Source organism: Variovorax sp. 38R, from assembly GCF_014843395.1.
Lineage (GTDB): Bacteria > Pseudomonadota > Gammaproteobacteria > Burkholderiales > Burkholderiaceae_C > Variovorax > Variovorax paradoxus_H.
Map to the genome: position 1 here is coordinate 6,342,303 of NZ_CP062121.1, position 18,685 is coordinate 6,360,987.

17 protein-coding genes and 1 pseudogene are annotated in these 18,685 nt (G+C 68.2%); 8 read left to right on the forward strand and 10 right to left on the reverse strand.

Features of this window, described 5'->3' with window-relative positions:
• Nucleotides 1–8: 8 nt before the first annotated feature.
• Both IG196_RS29450 and IG196_RS29455 read right to left on the reverse strand, forming a co-directional pair.
• Nucleotides 9–269 carry a hypothetical protein gene (locus IG196_RS29450; RefSeq protein ID WP_225616844.1) on the reverse strand — a complete coding sequence of 87 codons (261 nt, stop codon included), beginning with the start codon at nt 267–269 and terminating at the stop codon, nt 9–11.
• 28 nt (nt 270–297) lie between these two features.
• Nucleotides 298–1,914 carry a hypothetical protein gene (locus IG196_RS29455; protein WP_225616845.1) on the reverse strand — a complete coding sequence of 539 codons (1,617 nt, stop codon included), beginning with the start codon at nt 1,912–1,914 and terminating at the stop codon, nt 298–300.
• 171 nt (nt 1,915–2,085) lie between these two features.
• Here IG196_RS29455 and IG196_RS29460 point away from each other — a divergent pair, with 171 nt between their 5' ends.
• Together IG196_RS29460 and IG196_RS29465 are read left to right on the forward strand one after the other, a co-directional pair.
• On the forward strand, nt 2,086–2,235 hold the full coding sequence (locus tag IG196_RS29460; RefSeq protein WP_192194073.1) for a hypothetical protein: 150 nt from the start codon (nt 2,086–2,088) through the stop codon (nt 2,233–2,235).
• 34 nt (nt 2,236–2,269) lie between these two features.
• Complete coding sequence (locus IG196_RS29465; protein WP_192194074.1) at nt 2,270–2,896, forward strand: LysE family translocator; 627 nt, start codon at nt 2,270–2,272, stop codon at nt 2,894–2,896.
• Between the two features lie 6 nt (nt 2,897–2,902).
• On the opposite strand, the gene recG is transcribed toward IG196_RS29465, so the two are convergent.
• The 3 genes from recG to IG196_RS29480 are packed head-to-tail and all read right to left on the reverse strand — an operon-like array spanning nt 2,903 to nt 7,187.
• Nucleotides 2,903–5,011 carry an ATP-dependent DNA helicase RecG gene (recG, locus tag IG196_RS29470; RefSeq protein ID WP_225616846.1) on the reverse strand — a complete coding sequence of 703 codons (2,109 nt, stop codon included), beginning with the start codon at nt 5,009–5,011 and terminating at the stop codon, nt 2,903–2,905.
• 11 nt (nt 5,012–5,022) lie between these two features.
• Nucleotides 5,023–6,513, reverse strand: coding sequence for a TIGR01777 family oxidoreductase (locus tag IG196_RS29475; RefSeq protein WP_192194076.1), 1,491 nt, complete (start codon nt 6,511–6,513; stop codon nt 5,023–5,025).
• Nucleotides 6,510–7,187 carry a DUF4166 domain-containing protein gene (locus tag IG196_RS29480; RefSeq protein WP_153281575.1) on the reverse strand — a complete coding sequence of 226 codons (678 nt, stop codon included), beginning with the start codon at nt 7,185–7,187 and terminating at the stop codon, nt 6,510–6,512. Before IG196_RS29480 ends, IG196_RS29475 begins: the two co-directional genes overlap by 4 nt.
• Before the next feature lie 137 nt (nt 7,188–7,324).
• On the opposite strand from IG196_RS29480, the gene queA reads away from it, so the two are divergent.
• The 6 genes and pseudogenes from queA to IG196_RS29510 all read left to right on the forward strand — a co-directional run bounded on the left by queA (nt 7,325) and on the right by IG196_RS29510 (nt 13,555).
• Nucleotides 7,325–8,368, forward strand: coding sequence for a tRNA preQ1(34) S-adenosylmethionine ribosyltransferase-isomerase QueA (queA, locus tag IG196_RS29485; RefSeq protein WP_192194077.1), 1,044 nt, complete (start codon nt 7,325–7,327; stop codon nt 8,366–8,368).
• A gap of 8 nt (nt 8,369–8,376) precedes the next feature.
• Nucleotides 8,377–9,549: a tRNA guanosine(34) transglycosylase Tgt gene (gene tgt, locus IG196_RS29490; RefSeq protein ID WP_099793909.1), complete on the forward strand. Its 1,173-nt coding sequence runs from the start codon at nt 8,377–8,379 to the stop codon at nt 9,547–9,549.
• Between the two features lie 36 nt (nt 9,550–9,585).
• On the forward strand, nt 9,586–10,371 hold the full coding sequence (locus tag IG196_RS29495) for an SDR family NAD(P)-dependent oxidoreductase (protein WP_099793911.1): 786 nt from the start codon (nt 9,586–9,588) through the stop codon (nt 10,369–10,371).
• Nucleotides 10,372–10,552: 181 nt separating this feature from the next.
• Nucleotides 10,553–10,864, forward strand: a complete 312-nt coding sequence (locus tag IG196_RS29500) for a transposase (protein ID WP_192194078.1) — start codon at nt 10,553–10,555, stop codon at nt 10,862–10,864.
• Nucleotides 10,855–12,179: pseudogene (locus tag IG196_RS29505) on the forward strand (IS1182 family transposase). The gene IG196_RS29500 and the pseudogene IG196_RS29505 overlap by 10 nt, the downstream one beginning before the upstream one ends.
• A 317-nt stretch (nt 12,180–12,496) precedes the next feature.
• The gene (locus IG196_RS29510; protein ID WP_192194079.1) at nt 12,497–13,555 is read left to right on the forward strand and encodes a transposase; all 1,059 of its coding nucleotides are present in this window, start codon (nt 12,497–12,499) and stop codon (nt 13,553–13,555) included.
• Nucleotides 13,556–13,620: 65 nt separating this feature from the next.
• Here IG196_RS29510 and IG196_RS29515 read toward each other — a convergent pair whose 3' ends face one another.
• The 5 genes from IG196_RS29515 to IG196_RS29535 all read right to left on the reverse strand — a co-directional run bounded on the left by IG196_RS29515 (nt 13,621) and on the right by IG196_RS29535 (nt 18,654).
• Entirely contained in the window at nt 13,621–13,998 is a 378-nt protein-coding gene (locus IG196_RS29515) for a DUF3597 domain-containing protein (protein WP_192194080.1), read from the reverse strand.
• A gap of 91 nt (nt 13,999–14,089) precedes the next feature.
• Nucleotides 14,090–15,202 (reverse strand): serine endopeptidase, encoded by a 1,113-nt coding sequence (locus IG196_RS29520; protein ID WP_192194081.1) that lies wholly within the window; start codon nt 15,200–15,202, stop codon nt 14,090–14,092.
• Nucleotides 15,203–15,245: 43 nt separating this feature from the next.
• Nucleotides 15,246–16,049 carry a DUF2145 domain-containing protein gene (locus IG196_RS29525; RefSeq protein ID WP_192194082.1) on the reverse strand — a complete coding sequence of 268 codons (804 nt, stop codon included), beginning with the start codon at nt 16,047–16,049 and terminating at the stop codon, nt 15,246–15,248.
• Complete coding sequence (locus IG196_RS29530; protein WP_225617110.1) at nt 16,046–16,492, reverse strand: hypothetical protein; 447 nt, start codon at nt 16,490–16,492, stop codon at nt 16,046–16,048. Before IG196_RS29530 ends, IG196_RS29525 begins: the two co-directional genes overlap by 4 nt.
• Nucleotides 16,493–16,698: 206 nt before the next feature.
• Nucleotides 16,699–18,654: an MFS transporter gene (locus tag IG196_RS29535; RefSeq protein ID WP_192194083.1), complete on the reverse strand. Its 1,956-nt coding sequence runs from the start codon at nt 18,652–18,654 to the stop codon at nt 16,699–16,701.
• Nucleotides 18,655–18,685 lie beyond the last annotated feature (31 nt).

Below are 18,685 nucleotides of genomic sequence, written 5' to 3' on the forward strand. Positions count from 1 at the left end.
CGAGCCGGCTATTCCTTCTTCTTGGGGGCCAGCTCGAGCGGGCTGGCCGGCAGGTCGGAGCGCCGGGGCTCGGGCTTGTCCGCGACCTTGCAGTCCTGGTCCTTGAACGGGCCGGCCTCGCGCACCCAGTCGGGGCTGATCGGATGCTGCGCGCAGACGGCCTTGCCGCTGACCTTGTTGCGCATCAGGTAGAAGCTCTCGGTGGGTTGCGCCAGGGCCGCGCCCGACAGCGCCAGGCCGACGATGCCGATGAAGAGTTGGTGTTTCATGTCCATGCCTTCTTGTGATGCAACGTTGTCAGGGTGCTGGCGCCGACAGGGTCTTCGCCATTGCGATCACCAGGTTGCGGCCCTGGGCCACGATGGCATCGCGGAAGCCCTCGAAGGTTGCATCCGTGATCTTGCCGTCGCTGCCCGCGCCGAAGCGCGTCATGACCGGCGTGTGGATGTGCCCGGCGGGAATGTTCAGCTTGAAGGTGTCGCGCAGCAGCGTGTTGCGGTACGCGCTCGCATTGGAGAGGTAGTTGCCACCGCCGCCCCGGCTGGCGCAGTTGTTGTCCAGCGGGCCCAGCGCGTCTTTTTTGCACGGCTGCACGGTGTAGGTGTCGCGCCGCAGCACGTCCCAGCCGCCGGGCGTGCCGGTGTCGCGGTTGATGACGCCCTCGCCCGTCTTCGCGTCGATCATGGCCTGGAACGGCAGCGTCGACACCGTGAACTGCGGTGGCGCCTCCTTGGCCCAGGGCCGCGGCAGGAAGCCGAGCCAGCGCTCCGGCGGATAGATGTCGCAGTCGAGCACCGACGGAAACCTGTCGCCGTCCATGCAGGCGGGCCAGACGTTGTCGTTGCCCGGAATGCTGGCCAGGTGGTAGCGGCCGTTGAAGTGCTCCAGGTGGAAGGCACCGCCGCCCTGGCTCATGGAGATGGACGCGTCCACGCGCTTGGGCCCGGGCTTGAACCACGGCCCCAGCGTGTCTTCCTGCATGCCCTGCAGGAAGGGCGGGTAGTTCACGGGCAGGATGAAGGTGCGGATGACGGCTGTGGTGCCGTCGCCCAGCGCCACGGTGTTGCCGTCCAGCGAGAGGATGGTCGCGCCCGAGGGATTGCCGATGCGGATGTTCGGGTTGTCGTGGACGCCCGGCGTGCCCAGCGTGAAGGGATCGAAGCCGCTGACCAGGATGCGCTTGTGGCCCGCGCCTTCCGGGAAGTCGATCGCGTACTGGCCGCGCGACGCGCGCTCGAATTCGTTCTCCAGTGCGGCGCGCTGTGCGTCGTCGAGCGGGAAGTCGGGCTTCCACTGGCGCAGCGCGAGCGTCATGGTCAGCCGCGCCCAGTACAGCATGCGGTCGTCGCTCTGCGGCAGGCTGCCCTCGACCTTGCGGCCCTGCACCCGGTCCACCGCGGCCTGCCACAGCTGCTGGCCCTCGGCCTTCAGCAGGGCCACGGCTGCGTCGTAGCTCGACGCGCCGGCAAGGCCCTCCTTGCACAGCTTGAGCGCGAACGCCGGTCCGAACTTGTCGAAGCCGCTGGCCTGCAGCAGCTGCTGCGAGAAGCTCGCCGCGTCGCTGGCGCTGAGCTTGTTGGGCAGGCGCTGCTCTTCGTACGAGGCCGCGACGCCGGTGTCCATCGCGCACTTGGCCTGGATCGCCGGCGGCGCGGGTGGTGGGGGATTCGTCGTGGGTGGCGGTGCGGGCGGCGGTGCGTTGGCAGCGGCGATCGCTGCGGCCATGGCCGCGACGGTGGCCGGGTCAGGCCCGCCACCTCCGCCACCACCTCCGCATCCCGCCAGTACCGCCGCGCAGATGCCCAGCCCCAGTGCATTCCGACGCCAGGAGACGCCGCCCTGCGAGACGCCCGCCGCGCCCTTCGCTTCGCAGTCGTCCCCCGCGGAGGGGCTCGGATGAAAATCGCTTGCCATGACGAATCGCTCCCATGAATGTGATGTGTGCAAACAAGGAAAGCCTCGCGGCCGGTCGCCGTGAGCCTCGGAAATTGGTCAACACGACCATGCATCTAGGCCTCAACCATTTGATCTTGGTTGAGATTTGATTGATGTTTTGTTGAACAATTAAATGAATGATGCCCCACCATGTTCGCCATGAAATTGGTGCAAACCCGCGAGATGAAGGACGCGCCTGCCAACGCCGAACAGCAGCGCCTCGGTGATTCGTGGGGTGCGCGTGAGGGGCAAACGAGCACCGCAGACAGAGCGGCGCGCCACCCCGGACTGCTGAAATAATGGTCCCCCCGCCACACCCGCCGCCGGATGCGCCATGACCCTGTCTGCCTACCTGCTGTTCCTCCCCGCCTGCTTCGCCATCAACATGGCGTTCGGCCCCAACAACCTGCTGTCGGTGACCAACGGCGCGAAGCACGGCGTGTCGCCGGCGGTCATCGCGGCGAGCGGCCGGCTCGTGGCCTTCGCGGTCATGATCGCTATCGCGGGCCTGGGCATGGGCGCGGTGCTGGTGGCGTCGGAGCTGGCCTTCGATGTCATCAAGTACATCGGCGCGGCGTACCTCGTGTGGATCGGCATTCGGCTGCTGCGCGCGCCGGCGCCCACCGCCGAAGTGCAGGCGCACGAAGCCGCGCCGCCGTCGATGCGCGCGCTGGTGCGCCAGGAGTTCACCGTGGCGGCCGGCAACCCGAAGGCGATTTTGGTGTTCACCGCCTTCTTCCCGCAGTTCGTGGTGTCCGGCGCGTATGCGTCGAGCTACCTGCTGCTGGGCGTGACCTTCCTGGTGTTCGAGCTGGTCGCGATCGCGCTGTATGCGCTGCTCGGCGCGCGCATGCGCCGGCTGGCCAACGGCAGCCGCGCGATGCGCTGGTTCAACCGCATCAGCGGCAGCATGATGGTCGGCTTCGGGCTGATCCTCGCCTTCACGCGACGCCCGGCCTGATCGGCCTCAGGCCTTGAGGTACTCGGCCTTGGTACCGAGCCAGCGGTCGATGTGGCGCTGCGCCAGCTCGGGGTGCTTCTGCAGCATCACCGGCGCGAGCTCGCGCGCCCAGTCGAGCAGCAGCGTGTCGGTCGCGAGGTCGGCGAAGCGCAGCAGCGGCGCGCCCGACTGGCGCGCACCGAGGAACTCGCCGGGCCCGCGAATCTCCAGGTCACGCCGTGCGATCTCGAAACCGTCGCCGGTCTCGGCCATGGCCTTGAGGCGCGCACGCGCCGCTTCGCCCACGCGCCCGCTGTCGCCCGGCGCATAGAGCAGCACACAGGCCGAGGCCGCCGCGCCGCGCCCCACGCGCCCGCGCAGCTGGTGCAGCTGCGAGAGGCCGAAGCGCTCGGCATGCTCGATCACCATGAGCGAGGCGTTGGGCACATCGACGCCCACTTCGATCACCGTGGTGCTCACGAGCACCTGGATTTCGTTCGCGGTGAAAGCGGCCATCACCGCCTGCTTCTCGGCGGTGGGCATGCGCGAATGCAGCAGGCCGACGTGGATGTGCTCGCCCAGCGTGCCAGCGAGTTCGTCGCGCGTCTCGGTGGCGTTGCGCAGGTCGACCGCCTCGCTCTCCTCGATCAGCGGGCAGACCCAGTAGACCTGCCGGCCCTGTGCGATCTGCGCCTGGATGCGGTCGATGACCTCGTCGCGCCGGTGGTCGGCCACCAGCTTGGTGACGATGGGCGTGCGGCCGGGCGGCAGCTCGTCGAGCGTCGACACGTCGAGGTCGGCGTAGTAGCTCATCGCGAGCGTGCGCGGAATCGGCGTGGCGCTCATCATCAGCAGATGCGGCTCGAGGTCGCCGCCGGCCTTGCCGCGAAGCGCCAGTCGCTGCGCCACGCCGAAGCGGTGCTGCTCGTCGATGATGGCCAGCGCGAGTTTCTTGAAGCGCACCTTTTCCGAGATGACCGCGTGCGTGCCGATGACCAGCGCGGCCTCGCCGCTTTCGACGGCGGCCGACATCTCGTCGCGCTCCTTCTTCTTCTGGCTGCCCGTGAGCCAGGCCACGCGCAGGCCGCGCTCGGCCAGCAGCGGATCGAGCCAGCCGACCAGCTTGCCGAAGTGCTGGGCCGCGAGGATTTCGGTGGGCGCCATCAGCGCGCACTGGAAACCCGCGTCGATGGCACGCGCCGCCGCCAGCGCCGCGACCACGGTCTTGCCCGAGCCCACGTCGCCCTGCAGCAGGCGGTGCATCGGAATCTGGCGGTGCAGGTCGGCCGTGATCTCCTCGCCCACGCGCTGCTGCGCACCGGTGAGGCCGAAGGGCAGCACGGCAAGCAGTTGTGCGTGCAGTGAACTCGCCACGGGTTCGGTAGACGAAGGCAGCACCGGCGCACGCTGCGCCGCGCGCTCCAGCCGCGCCTGCAACTGCGAGAGCTGCTGCGCCAGCAGCTCCTCGGCCTTGATGCGCTGCCACGCCGGGTGGCTGTGGTCTTCGAGCGCGGCGATCGACACGTCGGGCGTCGGGTAGTGCAGGAAGCTCAGCGCGCTGCGCAAATCCCACGCGCCGCGCAGGCCGATCTGCACCGGAATCGTTTCGTCGAGCAGCGCGCGCGCCAGGCCTGAGCGCACCTCGCGCCGCAGCACCGGCTGCGCGAGCCCGGCCACGGTCGAGTACACCGGCGTGAGCGCATTGGGCAGCACCGTTCCGGCCGCCTTGACGGTCGGGTGCATGATCTGCCGCCCCACGAAACCGCCGCGCATCTCGCCGCGCACGCGCACCTTGGCGCCCACCGCCAATTGCTTTTGCTGCGAGGGATAGAAGTTGAAGAAGCGCAGCTGGCAGGTGTCGCTGCCGTCGTCGATGGTGGCGATGAGCTGGCGGCGCGGGCGGAACACCACCTCGCACTCGGTGACCACGCCCTCGACCTGCGCCATGTCGCCGTCACGCGTGTCGGCGAGGCGCACGATGCGGGTCTCGTCCTCGTAGCGCATCGGCAGGTAGAGCGCGAAGTCGATGTCGCGCACGAGGCCGAGCTTGCGCAGCGCGCGCTGCACGAGGCTCAGGCCGGTGCCGGGCGGTTGCGCCGGCGCGGCGGGGGGAGTCGGTTCTTTCTTGGCGGGCACGGACAAGGCTTCTAGCGTGGACGGCAAAGGTCCGTCAAGGCGCTGCGGGCATCGGGGAACATGAACTGGAAGCCGGTGCGCAGCAACTGCGCCGGCACCACGCGCTGGCCTTCGAGCAGCAGGTCGGCCTGCTCGCCGAGCAGCAACTTCACGGGCGCAGCGGGCGTGGGCATCCAGCAGGGGCGGTGCAACACACTGGCAGCGACGCGGGTGAAGGCCTCCTGGCCCAGCGCGCCCGGCGCGGTGACGTTGAAGGCCTGCGCGGCGACAGGGTCGGTGGCGGACTCCGTCACCGTCCACACATGCGCGATCGCGCGAATCAGATCGTGCACATGCACCCACGACAGCCACTGCCGCCCGCTGCCCAGGCGCCCGCCCATGCCGAGCTGCACCGGCATCAGCAACTGCGGCAGCGAGCCCTGGTGGCCCAGCACGAAGCCGAAGCGCAGGCAGGCCACGCGAACGCCGTGCGCCACGGCCGCGTGCGCGGCCCGCTCCCAGCGCTGGCACAGCGTCGACATGAAGATGCGCTGCGGCGATGCGTCTTCGGCGAGCTCGGTGGTGTCGCCCTGCGGCTGCACGCCGTAGTAGCCGATGGCCGAGCCCGAGAGCAGCAGCCACGGCTTGCGCGGGCGCGTGCCCATCCATGCGACGAGTTGCTGCGTCAGGCCTTCGCGGCTTTGCAGCAGCTGCTGCTGGCGCCGCGCGCTCCAGCGCTGGCCGAGGATGCGCGCACCCGCGAGGTTGACGACCACGTCGACGGCGTCCGCGGCGGGAATCTGGTCGAGCGACTGCACGCAGCGCACCGCGCCGCCGAAGCCCCAGGCAGCGGCGCGCGCGTCGCGCGTCCACACCGTCACCGCGTGGCCGTCGGCCAGAAGATGGCGCACGAGGATCTGGCCGATGAAGCCGGTGCCGCCCGTCACCAGCACCTGCTGCGGCTTCGTGCCGAAGCGCACCGGCGCCTCGACGGCGCGTACCTGCGCCTGCTTCTGCTGCTTGAACAGGGCGCGCGCCGCGAAGCCGTCGCGCAGGCCCGAGATGCCGACGCCCACGCCGCACAGCGCCAGGAAGGCGCTGAGCCAGCCGTGCGGCTGCCACACCATCGCCGTCGGTTGGTCTGCCCAGCCGACCGCGCTCATCGCCAGCAGCGCGATGAACGCACCGGCGTTGATGGCCAGCACCGTGTGCGTGACGCGTTCGGTGGGCGGCAGCAGGCGGCTGCCGTCTTCGACCACGAAGTCCCACAGCGTGAGCACGATCTCGACACCGAACACCGCGAGCAGCACCCACGCCCATGCGCCGTGCCAGGCCCACGCCGACAGGCCGAGGAACAGCGCGCAATAGATCGACGAGCGCGTGGCGTGGATCGCCAGCTCGCGCCCCGCCGTGCCGCGGCGCGGCAGGGCTTCCGTGCCTTCGTGGTGGTAGAGCGTGTCGAAGGCGCCCAGCGCACCTTGCGCCGCCATGAGCTGCAGGGCCAGCAGGTGCGTGTCGATCATGCGGACACCGCCTGCGGCTCCGGCACTTCTTCGAACACGCCGACCTGCGTGAAGGTGGTGCCCATGAGGCAGTGACGGATCTCGATGCGGATGTTGAAACGCTCGGGCGTCTCGTTGTGGTGCCAGAGAAAAGTCTTGCCCGGCGTGAACAGGCCCGGCAGCGGAATGCGCCAGCCGAACAGCTCCCAGAAATAGCCGTCGCTCTGGAAATGCAGGCTGCCGTTGGCTTCCACGCTCAGCACCAGCTTCATGCCCAGCCCCATGCCCACGTACTCCAGCACCTCGCCGCGTTCGCTCTCGCGCATGAAGCTGGTGAACTGGATCGGTTGGCGGCCGTGCAGGCGGTAGATGCGCTGCTTGTAGATGGCCGGGTCGTCGGGCCGGGCGTAGACCTGGATCTCGACCGGGAAGTGGCTGTCGCTGTACGGGATCAGCGCGCCCTGGATCATCGGCTGCGTGAGGTGCCCCAGCAGCTTGCCGAAGCGCGAGCAGCGCAGCTCGCTGAGCGCGCCCAGGTAGTGCAGCGCCTTGCCCGGCAGGGGGTTTTTGTCGAAGCGCCGGCGGATGTCAGGGTGCAGCCCCATCCAGGCGCCGCCCAGGATCTTCTTGAAGAGCTCGCCTTCGGAAGGAGGGGCAGGGGCTGGCGTGACACGCGCGACGGAAGAATCGACCATGCGTCGATTCTGCCTCGGCAACCCCCGGCCGACCCTCACGCGGCGCTGTGATTCCGGGCCATGGGACAATCGCCGCTCTCCGCCTTTTTCTCTTTCCCATGCCTCCTTGGCACGGGCCCGTCCGGCCCTCAAGCACCATGCGCGCCTTCACACTTTCCGATTTCGATTTCCATCTGCCGCCCGAGCTGGTGGCCCAACACCCGGCCATCGAACGCACCGCCTCCCGTCTGCTCGACGGCACCGGCGACGCCCCGGTCGACCGCATCTTCAAGGCACTGCCCTCGCTGCTGCGCGCGGGCGACCTGCTGGTCTTCAACGACACGCGCGTGGTCAAGGCGCGCCTGTTCGGCGAGAAGCCGACCGGCGGCAAGCTCGAGCTGCTGGTCGAGCGCGTGCTGCAGGGCCACGAGGTGGTCGCGCACATGAAGGTCAGCAAGAAGCCGCCCATCGGCACCACGCTCGAGATGGTCGGCGGCTTTCGCGCCACGCTGCTGGGCCGCTGGCCCGAGGAAGACGGTGCGCTGTTCCGCTTCGGCTTCGAGAGCGACGCCGGCGAAGACCCGTATGCGCTGATGCAGCGCTGCGGCCACGTGCCGCTGCCGCCCTACATCACGCACACCGACTCGGCCGACGACGAGAGCCGTTACCAGACCGTGTTCGCACGCGTGCCTGGCGCCGTGGCCGCGCCCACGGCCGCGCTGCATTTCGACGAAGGCCTGCTGGCCGAACTCGAAGCGCGCGGCGTGCAGCGCGCCAGCGTCACGCTGCATGTGGGCGCCGGCACCTTCCAGCCCGTGAAGACCGAGAACATCGCCGAGCACACGATGCACGCCGAGCGCTACGAAGTGCCCGAGGCCACGCAGCGCGCCATCGCCGAATGCAAGGCACGCGGCGGGCGCGTCGTTGCCGTAGGAACGACCACGGTGCGCACGCTCGAGTCGTGGGCCAAGAGCGGCGAGGCCACGGGCGACACGCGCATCTTCATCACGCCGGGCTTCGCCTTCGAACACGTCGACGTGCTGGTGACCAACTTCCATTTGCCGAAGAGCACGCTGATGATGCTGGTCTCGGCCTTCGCGGGGTACGAGCGCGTGATGGCGCTGTATGCCCACGCCATTGCCCATCAATACCGCTTCTTCAGCTACGGCGACGCCATGCTGCTGGCACGACAAAAAGATTGAAGACGACCATGCTGAACTTCGAACTCCTCAAGACCGACCCCGACAGCCACGCGCGCCGCGCCACGCTCACGCTCAACCACGGCAAGGTCCAGACGCCGATCTTCATGCCCGTGGGCACCTACGGCACCGTCAAGGGCGTGATGCCGCGCAGCCTCGAAGAGATGGGCGCGCAGATCATCCTGGGCAACACCTTCCACCTGTGGATGCGTCCGGGGCTGGACGTGATGGCGAGCTTCGGCGGGCTGCACCAGTTCGAGAAGTGGAACAAGCCCATCCTCACCGACTCGGGCGGCTTCCAGGTGTGGTCGCTGGGTGCGATGCGCAAGATCAGCGAAGAGGGCGTGAAGTTCGCGTCGCCCGTCAACGGCGACAAGCTGTTCCTCACGCCCGAGGTCTCGATGCAGATCCAGACCATCCTGAACAGCGACATCGTGATGCAGTTCGACGAGTGCACGCCCTACGACACCAAGGGCCACATCACGACCGAGGCCGAGGCCCGCATCTCGATGGAGCTGAGCCTGCGCTGGGCCAAGCGCTGCCAGAGCGAATTCACGCGGCTCGAAAACCCCAACGCGCTGTTCGGCATCGTGCAGGGCGGCATGTTCGAGAACCTGCGCGAAGAGTCGCTGGCCGCGCTGGTCGACATGGACTTCCCCGGCTACGCCATCGGCGGCGTGAGCGTCGGCGAGCCCAAGGAAGAGATGCTGCACATCATGGGCCACACGCCGCACCGGCTGCCCGCGAACAAGCCGCGCTACCTCATGGGCGTGGGCACGCCCGAAGACCTGGTGCAGGGCGTGGCCGACGGCGTCGACATGTTCGACTGCGTGATGCCCACGCGCAATGCGCGCAACGGCACGATGTTCACGCGCTTCGGCGACCTGAAGATGCGCAATGCGCGCCACAAGAGCGACCCGCAGCCGGTCGACCCGAGCTGCACCTGCCATGCGTGCGCGGGCACCTCGGGCGTGAGCTGGAACGACGGCGGACGCGAAGGCTTCAGCCGCGCCTACCTGCACCACCTCGACCGCTGCGGCGAAATGCTCGGGCCGATGCTGTGCACCATCCACAACCTGCACTACTACCTGAACCTGATGACGGAGATTCGCGCGGCGCTCGACGCGGGCACCTTCACGGCGTTCCGCGCGCAGTTCAAGGCCGACCGCGCACGCGGCGTCTGACAACCGGCGCGGCGGTGTTGGGGTAGGCTTGCGGCCATGACATCCGCCGCTGCTTCTGCTTCTGTCTACACCGCCCGCTACCCTTCGCTGGCCGGCCGCACCGTGTTCATCTCGGGCGGCGCCAGCGGCATCGGTGAATCGCTGGTGCGGGCCTTTCATGCACAGGGCGCCAAGGTCGGCTTCTGCGACCTCGACACCGCCGCCGGCGGCGCGCTTGCCGCGCAGCTGCAAGGCGCAGACCCCGCGCTGTTCGTGCCCTGCGACGTGACCGACACGGCCGCGCTCGCCGCCGCCATCGACGCGGTGCGCCAGCGCTTCGGGCCGGTGTCGGTGCTGCTGAACAACGCAGCCAACGACCGGCGCCACGAACTGGCCGACGTGACGAGCGACGACTTCGACCGCCTCGTGGCCGTCAACTTCAAGCACCAGTTCTTTGCCGCGCAGGCGGTGGCCGACGACATGCGCGCGCTGGGCGGCGGCTCGATCGTCAACTTCGGCTCGATCAGCTGGATGATCAAAGGCAAGGGCTACCCCGTGTACCAGGCCTGCAAGGCCGCCGCGCGCGGCCTCACGCGCTCGCTGGCGCGCGACCTGGGCAAGGCGAACATCCGCGTCAACTCGATCGTGCCGGGCTGGGTGATGACCGAGCGGCAGATCCAGCTGTGGGTGAAGCCCGAGTCGGGCGCCGAGATCGATGCGGCGCAGTGCCTGCCGGGCCGCGTGATGGCGGAAGACATCGCGGCGATGGCGCTGTTTCTTGCGGCCGACGATTCGCGCATGTGCACCGCGCAGGACTACGTGGTGGACGCAGGCTGGACCTGAAGCGCTTCAACTAACTGTCGCCCCAAAGAAAAAGCCCGGCATGCAGTCTGTGTAAATAGTCATCGCTGAGTCCGCGAGAAGTGCCCTTCAGGCGTTTGTCTGAGGGGCATTTTTCATTGGAGGCTGACCAATGGGACATCGATACGGACAGGCACGGGGACAGGCAACGTTGTTCCCACTGATGCTCGATGAGCTCGTGGACCAGAACGCGCTGGTTCGAGTGGTGGATGCCTGGGTGCAGGCACTGGACCTGAAGGCACTGGGCTTTGCCAAGGCGCAGGCGCAGCGACTGGGAACACCGCCTTACGACCCGGGCGATCTGCTGCGGCTGTACATCTGGGGCTACCTGAGCGCGATCCGTTCCTCGCGGGCCCTGGAGCGCGAGTGCCACCGCAACGTGGAGTGCATGTGGCTGCTGGGGCGCCTAGGAGCGTGCGCGGCAGAAGGCGTGACGAGTGCGCGAAGGCTTGATAGATTTGGCGCATGCCCGTGAGCTACCTGCCCTATGAACCGCAGCAGCAAAGACTGCTTCCCGACGCCCTTCAAGACTGGCTGCCCGAAGGGCATCTGGCGTACTTCATCAGCGACAGCGTGGACAGCCTGGATCTGAGCGCCTTCCACGCCCGGTATGCCAAGGGCGGGCCGCGCAACCAGCCGTTCCACCCGGCCATGATGGTCAAGGTGCTGATCTACGGTTACGCCACCGGCACCTTCAGCTCGCGCAAGCTGGCGGCCAAGCTGCACGAAGATGTGGCCCTGCGGGTGCTGGCGGCAGAGAACTACCCGGCGCACCGCACGCTCTCGGACTTCCGGGCGCTGCACCTGCAGGAGCTGGCGGCGCTGTTCGTGCAGGTGGTGCGCCTGGCGCGCGAGTGCGGCCTGGTCAAGCTGGGCACGGTGGCGGTGGACGGCACCAAGCTCAAGGCGAATGCGAGCCGCCACAAGGCCATGAGCTATGACCGCATGGTCAAGGCCGAGGGCGAGCTCAAGGCGCAGATCGACGGCCTGCTCAACCGAGCGCGTGCCGCCGACGATCTGGAGAAGAACGAACCCGACCTGGACGTTCCCGGGGAGATCAAGCGCCGCGAGGACCGGCTCAAGGCGATCACCGAGGCCAAGCTGCGCCTGGAGCAGCGCCAGCGCGAGGCCGATGCGGCCCGCGGGCGCAGCGCCGACGACGAACGCAAACCCGCGACAAGGACGGCAAGCCCAAGGGCGGGCGCTACAAGCGCGACTTCGGGGTTCCCAAGGACAGCGCCCAGGAGAGCTTCACCGACACGGACAGTCGGATCATGAAGCGCTCAGGCGGGGGCTACGACTACGGCTACAACGCTCACACGGCGGTGGATGAAGCGGCACAGATCGTGGTGGCCGCAGAGCTTGGCAACAACGCGGCCGACAGCGACCGCCTGCCGGTGCTGTTGGCCGCGGTGAAGGCCAACCTGGGCGAGGATGCACTACAGGTGCTGGCGGATGCGGGCTTCCGCTCGCAGGCCGTGTTCGAGCAGCTCAAGGACAGCCCGAGCGAGCTGATCGTGGCGCTGGGCCGAGAGGGCAAGCAGGCGCTGGACATCGACGCCGAACAATACCCGCGCACCGCAGCGATGGATGCCAGGCTGAAGACGCCCCAAGGCCAGGCGGCCTACCGCAAGAGGAAGTGGATCGTGGAGGCGCCCAACGGGTGGATCAAGAGCGTGCTGGGCTTCAGGCAGTTCAGCCTGCGGGGATTGAAGAAGGTCCAGGCCGAGTTCAAGCTCGTGTGTCTGGCGCTGAACCTGCGGCGCATGAGCGCATTGATGGCCAGATGAGGCCCGTGGCCGGGGGTGAATCCGCGCGCCGCTCGCCTGCGGCAGGCCGAGTAGGCGCCCCTTGTGGTCGTTCGAGAACAGCCAACGCGCCGCGCGAGTGCTTGCGAGGCGCGCACAACTCAACGTGGGGTCACAGCGGCGCAGAAAAACTTCTGCCGCGCGGACTCCTAGCCCCGGATCACAAGACCATCGCCGAGTTCAGGCGCCAGAACACGGCGGCCCTGGTGGCCAGTTGTGCGGCCTTCGTGCAGTTCGCGCGGGCCAGCCGGGTGATCCGCGGATCGACAGTGGCCATTGATGGCTCCAAGGTGCAGGCAGTGGCCTCGCGCAAGGCGGTGGTGGGCCAGCGTGAGCTGGCCGCACAGGCACAGCGCAATGCGCAGGAGATCGCGGCTTATCTGCGGTTGCTGGACAGCCGGGACGGCGAGGATGACCAGGGCGGTGATGGGCCCGGCGATGGTCCTGGTACGCCCGATGAAGTGCGCGCGGCCTTGGAACGACTGAAGGCCCAGGGGCGAGCCATCGCCAACCAAGCCCAGCAACTCCTGCGCAGCGACGCGAGCACCGTCGTGTGCGGTGAGCCCGAGGCCCGCCCGATGCGCAGCCTGAACAGCCAGCCGGGCTACAACCTGCAAACGGCGGTGGAGACGCAAAGTCACCTGATCGTGGCGCACGAGGTGGTCTGCGAGGTGAACGATCAGCGCCAGTTGCAGCCCATGGCCGAGGCGGCCAGCCGGGTGCTGCAGCAGCCCTGCACGGTGGTGGCCGATGCGGGCTATGCCAATGGGGAGCACATTGCAGCCTTGGACGCCCAGGGCATCACCAGCTACGTGGCGGGCGAGCGTTCGGTGAACCACCAGGGCGGCGGCAACCTGTACCAGCGCAGCGCCTTCGTTTATGACCCGGCCAGCGACAGCTTCACCTGCCCGGCGGGCAGTGCCCTAAAGCGCAAGCAGCTCTCGCGCAAGGACAAGATGGTGGTCTATGCAGCGCAGCCGAGCGACTGCGCCGACTGTGAGCAAAAACCAAAATGCACCACGGCGCGCCAGCGCTTCGTCTCGCGCCACCTGCACGAAGAGGCGCTTGAGGCCAATGCGAGCCGGCTGGCCGCTCAGCCCTGGATGATGGCGCTCAGGCGCCAGACGGTGGAACACCCCTTCGCCAGCATCAAGTACCTCATTCTGGGCAATGCGCGATTGCTGATGAGGCACACGAGCGGAGCGCGTGCGGAGTTCAGCCTGGCTGTGATGGCCTACAACCTGAAGCGGGTGTTCAACATGAAGGGAGCGCCCTCCAGGCGCTGCGGGGCTGAGGCCCTTGGGGCAATCGCTCGCCCAATGAAAAATGCCCCGCTCTCGCGGGGCATCTCGATCTAAGCGGCCAGCAGACTATTTACACAGACTGCATGCCGGGCTTTTTGCTGCGTGGGTAGCGGGACCGATCAGTCGCGCAGTTCGGCAGGCAGCGTGCCGCCATTGGCGGCGATGCGGGTCATCACCTGCTTGTGCAGGCCGATGTTCCATTCGGCCGAACCCGGTTCGCCGTCGCTGTAGAGGATTTCGCTGGCCAGTTCCTTGCGCGCGGCGAGGCTGCTGTCCAGGCCCAGCAACTTGAGCAGGTCGACGATCGAGGTGCGCCAGTTCAGGCCGGCGGCACCAGGCATCGCGTCCAGGACGGCGGGCACGTCGCCCAGCGGGATCGCAGGCGGCGGTGCGACAGCGGCCGGCGCGCCGGGTGCAGCCGCCGGCGGTGCGGCGACGACTTCAGCGGCGTTGGCCGACGGGAAAATCTTGGAAAAAATCTTGCCGAAAATGCTCATGGGTGTGCTCCGTCAATGTGAATGGGAAAACCCGCGGCACGGCGTTGCGTGCCGCAGCCCGGGGTTGTAGCACGACCGTGCGGCGCTTTCGCTACGTGGCCGGCTGAACCGGCGCGCCCGGCGTGAACGATTGCGCAGTGCCGGTCACAGGTGTGTGCGGCGCCTGCGTTGCGGTCGCGGCGGTTCCGCAGGCATGGCAGAACTTGGAGAACGCGCTCTTGCGCGTGCTGCAGTGGCCGCAGTGGTCGAACAGGCCGATGCCGCAGTGCGGGCAGAAGTCGATCTCGTTGTTCTTCAGGTCGACCGGTCGCTCGCAGCCGGGGCACACGCTCTTGCCCAGGCGTGCCAGCGCGACGTCGTAGCTCAGCTCTTCGCGGCGCACCTGGTCGGGCTGCTGCTCGGCGAGCTTCTGGCGCGCCAGGTAGCGGTTGAGCGCAATGATCGCGTAGCGCCCCACCAACACCGTGAGCACGATGCCCACCACGTAGCGCACATAGCCGCCGTAGCTCGGCAGGTAAGGCACCAGCTCGACGAAGAAGGCAAAGAACGCGAAGAAGATGAAGCCCCACACGAAGGGCCAGTAGGTGCTCTTGCGCTTCTTCACGAACAGCCAGCCGGCCACCAGCAGCAGCGGCAGGGTCAGCGCGAGCCGGTAGGCGAACACGCGCAGTTCGATACGGCGGTATTCGGCGTCCAGGCGCTCTTGCGCGGCGTGCTCCAGCACGCTCAACGCCTCGCGTGCACGCTGCTCGGCCTGGCGCGCATCGAGCGCAATCTGGCGCTGCGCGTTGGCCTTGCGCTGCGCCGCGTCTTCCTTCTGCTTGAAGGCGTCGAGCGCCTTGGTGCGCGCGATGAGCTCGGTGTCCTGGTCGGGCTGCGCGGTGGCGCGGCGCGTGGCGATCCAGTTGCCGAAGGTCTCGCGCGCGTTGGCGCTGGCCTGCTGCGCCGTGTTGAGCTGCAGCTGCGCCTGGTCGAGGTCGCGCGCGGCCTGCTCCTCGGCCTTTTCAGACGCCTTGATGGTGGCGCGCAGCGGCTCGGCCGCCGGCTTGTCGATGAAGTCGTCGAGCACGCGCACGCGCTCGACCTGCGGCAGGTCGCCCACGATCGTGCTGCCCAGCCCGATCAGGAAGCTCGCGAACACGAACGCCACCAGCCAGAGGCCGCGGCGGAACCACTTCTCGGACAGGCGCAGGGATTTGCTCATGGTCTTTCCTTCGTTCTTTCTTTTCTTCGTTGTGTCTCTTGGCTCAGAGCTTGAGTGTGACCGGCGGCGCGCCCAGGCCCGCGCGCGGCAGCCAGCTGAACACCGAGTCGACGGTCACGGTCTCGATGCGGTCCGAAAACCGCTTCTCGTTCGGATGGTCGTCGAACGCGATGTTGGCCGAGCCCACGCGCCCGCCCAAGCGAGTCAGCGGACCGAGGGTCAGCGTGGTCGGCTCGTAGCCCTTGAACTGCAGCCAGGCCTGCGCCTGCGCGCGGGTGCCGATGGTGGCGGGTTCCATCGCGGCGGCCAAGGTTTCGAGCGCCCACTGGTTCGACTGCTGGTACTTCTGGCCCCAGGCGTAGCTCACGATGCTGTAGGGCGCCACGTTCAGCCGCACGAGGCGCGCATCGGGCTCGCGCACCGCGGCCAGCAGTTGTGCCTGCACCGCGGGCGTGGGCACCGACCACGCGGCCTCGTAGCGCCAAAGGTCATCGAGGAAGAACTCGCCCAGCCCCTGCCGGTAGACCGCGGCCACCGCGGTGCCGCAGTGGTTGAGCTTGTGCACCACGCGCCACGGACCCTCGTCGGTCTTGTAGGCGATGCCCAGGTGCGAATAACGCAGGCCGTACTTGCTCAGGTCCTGCCCGGCGCGCGCCAGGATGACCGCGCGCGCGCCGCTCGCATCGAGCTGCTGCGAGGTGCGCTCGGCCAGCTGCATGCCCTTGACGATCAGCGCTGGCGTCGGCTTGACCTGCTCGCACGAGCGACCGGCATTCGCCTGCAGCGGCAGCACCACCGCTGCGATGGCGAACGCCAGCAGCAGCGCGGGGCGCACGGCGGGTTTCACGACAGTCTTTCGTTGTGGAGCAGTGCGCGGCCGACCGCGTTGGGCACGAAGGCCAGCACCTCGCCGGCGGCCGAGAGCACGACCCCCGTGCCGATCACGCTGACGACCACGGCCGTGCCGGCGACCACCGACACGCCGCGGGTGGCGCGCCCCATCACCTTGACGCTGGCGCGGGCGCCGTCCGAGGCGCGTTCGAGCAGGTAGACGGTGCCGTCGACCGAGGCCTCGACCGCGATCACGGTGAGCACCGAACCGCCCACCGACAGCGCCGCAGGCACGGCGACCACCGCGGTGGCCGATGCACCGACGACAGACGCAGCGCCGACCACCGAGGCCACGGGCAGCAGCGACAGCGCGGTCGAGGCCTCGCTCTGGGCCTGCGCGGGTAGCGGCGTTGCGACGCCCGCGAACGCGGCGCAGACGGCGAAGGCCAGGGCGGCCATCGACTGCGTCAGGGGGGTCTTGCGCGAAGCCGGCTGGCCGCGCTGAACGATCGAAACGGTGGGGGATGAGAGGGGTTGCATGAAGGCCTCGCGGCGCAGTGAAGGTGAGCGAATGATGGTTCGCCTTCACGCCGCAGGGCTCGGATACTTCAACCAGTTGCGGACTTGGCGTCCCGCAGTATCCCGACGAGATACTTCTGCGCGCTTCAGGTGGCCAGCAGGCCGGCCACGCGCTGGCGCAGCGTCTCGGGCTGCACGTCCTGCGGCGGCACGGGGTGGCCGACGCGCAGGCCCACGCGGCTGAAGAAACCGCGGCGGAACGGCTTGGCCATGGCGACCTGGTGGCCGCCGCGCAACTCGATGCGGCTGAAGTACGAGCCCCAGAGGTTGGTCAACGCCATCGGAATCACCGGCGGCTCGATGCCTTCGGCGCGCGCGCCTTCGAGGATCTTCATCACGCCGCCCTTGAAGGGCTGCAGCTCGCCGTCGCGCGTGATCGCACCTTCGGGGAAGATCGCGAGCAGGTCGCCCTCGCGCAGCACGCCGATGGCTTTTGCAAAGGCCGCTTCGTACGCGGCCGGGTCTTCCTTCTGCGGCGCGATCGGAATGGCCTTGGCCAGCTTGAACAGCCAGCCGAGCACCGGCACCTTGAAGATGCGGTGGTCCATGATGAAGCGGATGGGGCGCGGGCTTGCCGCCATCAGCAGCACCGCGTCGATGAAGCTCACGTGGTTGCACACCAGCACGGCGGCGCCCTCGGTGGGAATGTGCTGGTCGTCCTTGATGTCGAAGCGGTACACGAAGCGCGACAGCACCCAGGCCACGAAGCGCAGCAGGTACTCGGGCACCAGCATGAAGATGTAGAACGCGACCACCGCGTTGGCGATGCCGGTGAACAAAAAGATCTGCGGAATGGTGAAGCCCGCGCCCAGCAGCGCGCCCGCCAGCACCGAGCTGCCGATCATGAAGAGCGCGTTGAGGATGTTGTTCGCCGCGATGATCCGCGCGCGGTGCGTGGGCTGGCTGCGCAGCTGGATCAGTGCGTACATCGGCACGCTGTACAGGCCCGCGAAGAGCGACAGCAGCGCGAGGTCGGCCATCACGCGCCAGTGCGCGGCCTGGTGCACGAAGGCGCCCAGGCCCATGCCGGCCGAAGGCGGCAAGGCGCGCGAGGCAAAGTACAGGTCGATGGCGAACACGCTCATGCCGATGGCGCCCAGCGGCACGAGGCCGATTTCGACCTGACGGCGGCTCAGCGTCTCGCACAGCAGCGAGCCCACGCCGATGCCCACCGAGAACACGACCAGCAGCAGCGACGCCACCTGCTCGTCGCCGTGCAGCACTTCTTTCGCGAAGCTCGGGAACTGGCTCAGGAACACCGCGCCGAAGAACCACATCCACGAGATGCCGAGCAGCGAGCGGAACACCACGATGTTCTCGCGCGCCAGCATCAGGTTGCGCCAGGTTTCGCTGAAGGGGTTCCAGTTGATGACCAGGCTCGGGTCGGTGGCCGGCGCGGGCGGAATGGCCTGCGCCACGCCGCGCCCCACCAGCGCGAGCAGCAGGCAGGCCACGGCCACCGTGGTGTGGCCGATCTGCGGCATCGCCACCAGCAGCCCGCCCGCCACCTGACCCAGCAGGATGGCGACGAAGGTGCCCATCTCGACCATGCCGTTGCCGCCCGTGAGCTCGCGCGAGTCGAGCACCTGCGGCAGGTAGGCGAACTTGACCGGCCCGAACAGCGTGGAGTGCAGCCCCATGAGGAACACGCAGGCCAGCAGCACCACCGCGTCGGCGCGCACGAAGCCCCAGGCGGCGATCACCATGATCGCTATCTCGAGGTTCTTGACGAAGCGGATCATCTTCGTCTTGTCGAACTTGTCGGTCAGCTGCCCGGCCGTGGCCGAGAACAGCAAAAACGGCAGGATGAACAGCGCACCGATCACCAGCCCCGCCATGGCCGGCGGCATCCAGCTCAGTTGCAGCTGGTAGGTCACCATGACGGTGAAGGCGAACTTGAAGAGGTTGTCGTTCGCGGCCCCCGCGAACTGGGTCCAGAAGAAGGGTGCGAAGCGCCGCTGACCGAGCAGCGCGAACTGGTTGGCGTGGGCGTTGGCCTCATGAACCACGGGCGCGGGTGCGGCGGCGGCGGGGGTTGTCATGCGATGCAATCTCCTCTTTGTCTTCTACCGC

Coding starts and splice junctions, on each gene's coding strand:
- tgt (WP_099793909.1), top strand. CDS start 8,377: ATGCTGAACTTCGAACTCCTCAAGACCGACCCCGACAGCCACGCGCGC.
- IG196_RS29480 (WP_153281575.1), bottom strand. CDS start 7,187: ATGGTCGATTCTTCCGTCGCGCGTGTCACGCCAGCCCCTGCCCCTCCT.
- IG196_RS29520 (WP_192194081.1), bottom strand. CDS start 15,202: ATGAGCAAATCCCTGCGCCTGTCCGAGAAGTGGTTCCGCCGCGGCCTC.
- IG196_RS29530 (WP_225617110.1), bottom strand. CDS start 16,492: ATGGCCGCCCTGGCCTTCGCCGTCTGCGCCGCGTTCGCGGGCGTCGCA.
- IG196_RS29465 (WP_192194074.1), top strand. CDS start 2,270: ATGACCCTGTCTGCCTACCTGCTGTTCCTCCCCGCCTGCTTCGCCATC.
- IG196_RS29475 (WP_192194076.1), bottom strand. CDS start 6,513: ATGATCGACACGCACCTGCTGGCCCTGCAGCTCATGGCGGCGCAAGGT.
- IG196_RS29455 (WP_225616845.1), bottom strand. CDS start 1,914: ATGGCAAGCGATTTTCATCCGAGCCCCTCCGCGGGGGACGACTGCGAA.
- queA (WP_192194077.1), top strand. CDS start 7,325: ATGCGCGCCTTCACACTTTCCGATTTCGATTTCCATCTGCCGCCCGAG.
- IG196_RS29495 (WP_099793911.1), top strand. CDS start 9,586: ATGACATCCGCCGCTGCTTCTGCTTCTGTCTACACCGCCCGCTACCCT.
- IG196_RS29450 (WP_225616844.1), bottom strand. CDS start 269: ATGAAACACCAACTCTTCATCGGCATCGTCGGCCTGGCGCTGTCGGGC.
- IG196_RS29500 (WP_192194078.1), top strand. CDS start 10,553: ATGCTCGATGAGCTCGTGGACCAGAACGCGCTGGTTCGAGTGGTGGAT.
- IG196_RS29515 (WP_192194080.1), bottom strand. CDS start 13,998: ATGAGCATTTTCGGCAAGATTTTTTCCAAGATTTTCCCGTCGGCCAAC.
- IG196_RS29460 (WP_192194073.1), top strand. CDS start 2,086: ATGTTCGCCATGAAATTGGTGCAAACCCGCGAGATGAAGGACGCGCCT.
- IG196_RS29535 (WP_192194083.1), bottom strand. CDS start 18,654: ATGACAACCCCCGCCGCCGCCGCACCCGCGCCCGTGGTTCATGAGGCC.